The organism is Streptomyces sp. Isolate_45 (genome assembly GCF_024721315.2).
Lineage (GTDB): Bacteria > Actinomycetota > Actinomycetes > Streptomycetales > Streptomycetaceae > Streptomyces.
In genome coordinates, this window is sequence record NZ_JANFAK020000296.1 from 1 (window position 1) to 4,906 (window position 4,906).

The following is a 4,906-nucleotide window of genomic DNA, read 5'->3' on the forward strand; positions in this document are numbered from 1 at the left end:
AAAAAAATTTACCAAACACCACCATATGCCCAACCCCCCGGGCCCGCCCCCCCCACCGGCTCCGCGCCCAGGGCCGAGACCGCCGCGCGGTCCGGTTTGCGGGAACGCCCCGACAGCGGGATCCGGGCGAACAACAACGCGTCGGGCCGGGCCGTCCCCATCCGCCGCAACGGCCCCGACAGGGCGGACCGCAGGGCCGGTTCGCGGACACCGCGCCGCGGCTGCACCACCGCCACGAGCCGTTCGTCCCCGTCACCCGCCGGAACCCCGACGAGCACGCCCAACTCCACGCCCGGCACGTGCAGCGCCGGCTCGTACAGACCCGGGTAGATGTTCTCCGCCCGCCGCAGCACCATGTCCTTGCAGCGCCCCTCCAGCACGATCCGCCCGGCCGGGTCCAGCCGCGCCCGGTCCCCCGTACGCACCCACGGATCGGGTTCCTCCCCCAGGTAGCGGTGCCGGGCCGCGGGCCCGGCCAGCAGCAGCTCGCCGGCGGCCTGCCGTACGGCACGCACCCCGGGAAGCGGGGCGCCGACCAGGTCCCCGGCCCCGTCGAAGGCGGCCTTCTCCCGGGACTCCACCGCCGCCGCCGGGAACAGTTCGGTCAGCGCGTACACCCCCCACGCCTGCTCGGCGCCCGCCTCCCGGACCCGGGTCAGCAGCCCGGCGCTCGCCGGGGCCGAACCCGTCCACACCCGGCCCGTGAACCGGGCGCCCGCGTCGAGGGCGTCCCGCAGCAGCGGCGGCGTCAGATAGGTGTCCCGAGGCCGCAGCCGGTCCAGTTGCCGGGCCAGGACCCGCGGCCGGCGCGCCGGCAGGGCGACCGGCGCCCCGCGCGTCAGCGAGGGCACGAGGACGAAGAACGTACCGCCCAGCACGGGCGCTCCGTCGTCCCCGGAGCCGAACAGCGAGGCCACCGTCTCCATCCCGGCCGCGAGGCCGGCCCGGGTGTGCACGACCGCACGCGGTCGGGACGTGGTCCCCGAGGTGAACACGATCACCGCGTCGCCGTCCTCGTCCCGGACGGCCGGCACCCCCGCCCGGGAGGCCCCCGTCCCCAGGGCGGGCGCGCACCCCGGCAGCCTGGGCCCTACCGTCGCCACCGGACCCAGCCCGGACAGCTCCGGCAGCTCCAGCCCGGACCGGCGGGCCAGCGGCCGGGCCCACCCGGCCACCGCCTGCGCGGCGGCGTCGGCCAGCACCAGCGCCGGCCGGGCCAGCGCGAGCCGGGCCCGCAGCACCTCCGCCCCGGCCCCCGGGTCCAGGACGGCCCCGCGCAGCCCGAGCCGCCACAGGGCCAACAGCACCGCGAGGGCCCGCGGTCCGGGCCGCACCGCCACCCCGACGGTGTCCCCGGCCCGCAGGCCGCGCGCGTGCAGCGCGGCGGCGTACGCGTCGGCCAGGTCGGCGAGTTCACCCCGGGTGACGCAGACCCGGGTGGCGCCCGTACGGGTCGCCGTCAGCACGGCGGGCCGTTCGGGCCGGGATCGCAGCGAGTCCGCGAGTCGGTCCAGCATCAGCGCGGGTCCGTTCCGTGCGCGCCGCTGCCCTGGTCGAGGTACCAGCGGGCCGTGCCGGCGAGGCCGTACGCCCGTAGCCGGCGCGTGGAGTTCTCCACGACCATCGACCGGCAGCGGCTGACGCGGTCGGTGTGGCGGCGCACCGCGTTCAGGAACAGCCGGTCCGTGGGCGAGGGCCGCCGGGGCATCCCGCCGACCGCCAGGTACAGGTCGGCGGTGATCGCCATGTTGTTCCCCGCGTGCATCCGGTACGGGGCCCGGTAGCCGTTGCGGCGGGCGTGCTCCGGCCGCAGCCGCCCGAACAGCGCGGCCACCGCGACCAGCCCCGCGAACACGGTCCGGCCGAGCGGGCCGTGCTCGTCGCCCCGCGCCACGATCCTGCCGCACACCAGACCCGGCCGCGCCAGGAGCGCGGCCCGCGCCGCGCCCGTCCAGCCGGGCCGGGGCAGGCAGTCGGCGTCCGTCCGGGCCAGCAGGGTCGCCCCCCGGGCCATCGCGTACCGGAATCCGGTGTCCACGGCGGCCCCGACCCCCTTCTGCGGTTCCTCGATCACCTCCACCGGGAACGGCGCGTCCGCCGCGAACGCCCGCGCGATGTCACCCGTCCCGTCCGTCGAGGCGTTGTCGACCACCAGCAGGGTGAAGTCCCGGTCCCGCTGCGCGGCCAGCGCCCGCAGCGTGCCGGCCAGCCGTACTGCTTCCTCGTGCGCGGGCACCACCACCCACATGCGGGGGCCGTTCAAGACTTCTCCCAGACCATCGTCATGATGCTGATCCCGCCGCCGAGACCGACGAACAGCACTCGTTCACCCGGCGCGAGGTCCGCGAACACCCGGTCCAACTGCACCCCGATGCTCGCGCTCGCCACGTTCCCGAGCTCGGGTACGGTCACCACCAGCTTCCGCGCAGGGACCCCCGTCAGTTCCGCGAACCGCTCCAGGTACGGCACCGTCACCTGGTGCACCAGCACCTTCGCGAAACCGTCCCAGTCCAGGCCCGTGCGGTGCAGCGTCCGGTCGATCACCGCCGTGCCGACCTTCTCGAACACCCCGCGCAGTTCGTGCCCGTCCCCCTGGAAGTACGTGTACGCGTCCCCGCGCGGGTGCCGCGACCCGCCGCCCGGGATCCCGCCGACCTCCCAGTGCTCCGAATGCGTCTCGGTGTCCACGTCGAGGATCCCACCGGCCTCCACGCCCTCCAGGACCACGGCCGCGCCCGCGTCGCCGAACGTGTAGCCGGCGAAGCCGTCACGGAACTCCGCGAAGTCCGCCGGAGCCCTGCGCACGGCCCGGCTCGGGGTCTCCCCGGTGACCACCAGTGCCCGGCGCGAGCGCCCGGCGAGGATCATCGTCCGGGCGACGTCGATGCCGTTGACGAAGCTGTTGCAGGCGTTCGTGACGTCCAGGGCGTGCGCCCGGGAGCCGAGTTCGGCCTGCACGATGTGCGCGGTTGCCGGCTCGACCAGGTCCCGGGACGCCGAGGCGAAGACGAGCAGGTCCACGTCGTGCGGGGTGAGGCCGGCGGCGGCCAGCGCCCGACGCGCGGCGCCGACGGCCAGCGTGGACGCGTACACCCCCTCGGCGGCGACGCGCCGGGACACTATCCCGGTGGCCCTGGACAGGACCCCCGGCGGCAACGCGAACCCGCCGGCCCGGGCCACGTCCCGCTGGAGGTCGTCGGAGGTCAGGACGTCCCCGGGCAGCAGGCTGCCGACGGCGGTTATCCCGACGCGCGGGGGCGGATCACACGGCTGAATGGGCATGCCCTCACGATGACAAGCCGCCGGCGCCGGGTCCTGAGTACGGATGCTCAGATCCCTTGCGCACGCCTTGAGTAGGAGCCCCGTACTCCGCCGGCGCACCGGTTCCGACCGTCGTGGGGCGGGGGCCGGAGCCCGGCCCCGCGGAACTCCGAACGCCGGCTAGACCAGCCACTTCCCGTCGCGCATCAGTGTTCGTCCGGCCAGCTCGGGAACGGTTCCCCACGCCTGCAGCAGCTGCGGGGCGACGCGGTAGAAGAAGTACGAGGGCTCGCTCTTGCGCGGGTCCCAGCCGTCCTTGGCGGCGAACGCGTCGCCCACCCCGGCCGGTAGGTCCTCGCGGGGGACCGTGCGCGAGGTGCCGTGGACCAGGACGACGTCCCGGGTGTGACCGAAGGACAACCGGACGCGGCCCGAGGCACTCAGGTTGCGCCCGGTCGGGTTGGTGTCGCGGGTGGCGAGCCACACGGCCTCGCCGTCCCACAGGAAGGTCAGCGGCACGAGGCAGGGCTCGCCGGTGGCGTCGGCCGTGGCGACCCATACGTCCACGTCCCGCGCGAGCCGTTCCAAGGCCTCGCGCTTGCGCTGCTCGGGGCTGCGGGGTCCGTCGGGGAGGGAGTCAACTTCCGTCATGCGGTGAGACTATGGCGGGATCCCGGCCCCTCGCATCCGGCGTCGGACCTAGGTCGCCGGGCGGAGGATCGTCCACGCCCCGCGATCAGTCGTTCCGTCGTCGGCCGAGCCGGCGTCCCCGTTCCCGCATCGGGCCGGCGAACCCGCGCCCCGCGTACCCGGCGAGGTCCGCACTGGGGAACGGCGCCACGGACCGGTGCTGTCGACCACGATCCCGCCCGCGGGGCTCAGTGGCCCCGGGGCGGCTCGTCCGGCGGCGGGGGGATGACGCGGCGGCGGGCGACGCCGGCCCAGTCGGCGCCCGCCGGGCGGTCCGGAACGGAGGCCGTCGTGTCGCGTTCCGGACCGGGACCGGGACCGGGGTCCGGTGGGAGCGGACGGCGGCGCAGGACGCCCGTCAGCCGGTCACGCAGCCGCGCGAGGGGCTTCGGCCGCCGCCAGGCACGGAACTCCTCCGCCCGGCGCGCCCCGAGACCGGCCAGTTCCTCCTCGGCCTCCAGGAGCCGCTCGGGCGGCAGGTCCCGTACGGCGGGCCGGAGCACGCCCTCCAGCAGGTCGGTCCGGGTCTCCTGCCACAGCGGGCCCGCCTGCGGGTGCGAGGACCAGACGGCGAAGCAGTCCGCGAGGAAGCGCGGCGAGCGGCGCAGCAGCGCCCCGACCCGGGGATCGCGCGCCGCGTGCCGGTACGCCGACAGCAGCTCGGCGTCCTCGCTGTCGACCAACGCCCGCAGCCCGGCCGCGCCCGACCGGTCCGGGGCGAGCAGCCCGGCCGCCGTCGCCGCGAGCGCGCCGTCCGGGGCGTCGGCCCCGGGGGCCGGGCTCAGAGGCTCCGGGTCCAGGGCCGGGCTCCGCTCCGGGTCCTGGCGTACGGAGCGGGCACCGTCCGCGCCCGGCCGGGCCGACGGCCGGACGTCCCGACTGTCCTGCCGGATGTCCCAGCCGTCCGCCGGGGCGTCCCGCCGGGCGGGCGGCCCCGGGGCCGGGTCCGGGTCCG

5 protein-coding genes are annotated in these 4,906 nt (G+C 76.5%); all 5 read right to left on the bottom strand.

What is annotated here, in order from left to right; genetic code table 11:
• Positions 1-8: 8 nt before the first annotated feature.
• Positions 9-1,517, bottom strand: coding sequence for a class I adenylate-forming enzyme family protein (locus NOD94_RS40220; protein ID WP_281211200.1), 1,509 nt, complete (start codon positions 1,515-1,517; stop codon positions 9-11).
• A complete protein-coding gene (locus NOD94_RS40225; RefSeq protein ID WP_281211201.1) occupies positions 1,517-2,263 on the bottom strand; it encodes a glycosyltransferase family 2 protein in 747 nt (248 codons plus the stop codon). The genes NOD94_RS40220 and NOD94_RS40225 overlap by 1 nt, the downstream gene beginning before the upstream one ends.
• Positions 2,260-3,282 carry a ketoacyl-ACP synthase III gene (locus NOD94_RS40230; protein WP_281211202.1) on the bottom strand — a complete coding sequence of 341 codons (1,023 nt, stop codon included), beginning with the start codon at positions 3,280-3,282 and terminating at the stop codon, positions 2,260-2,262. The genes NOD94_RS40225 and NOD94_RS40230 overlap by 4 nt, the downstream gene beginning before the upstream one ends.
• Before the next feature lie 159 nt (positions 3,283-3,441).
• Positions 3,442-3,912 (bottom strand): pyridoxamine 5'-phosphate oxidase family protein, encoded by a 471-nt coding sequence (locus tag NOD94_RS40235; protein WP_281211203.1) that lies wholly within the window; start codon positions 3,910-3,912, stop codon positions 3,442-3,444.
• 227 nt (positions 3,913-4,139) lie between these two features.
• On the bottom strand, positions 4,140-4,906 hold a 767-nt coding region (locus NOD94_RS40240), incomplete at its 5' end, for a GTPase-associated protein 1-related protein (protein ID WP_281211204.1).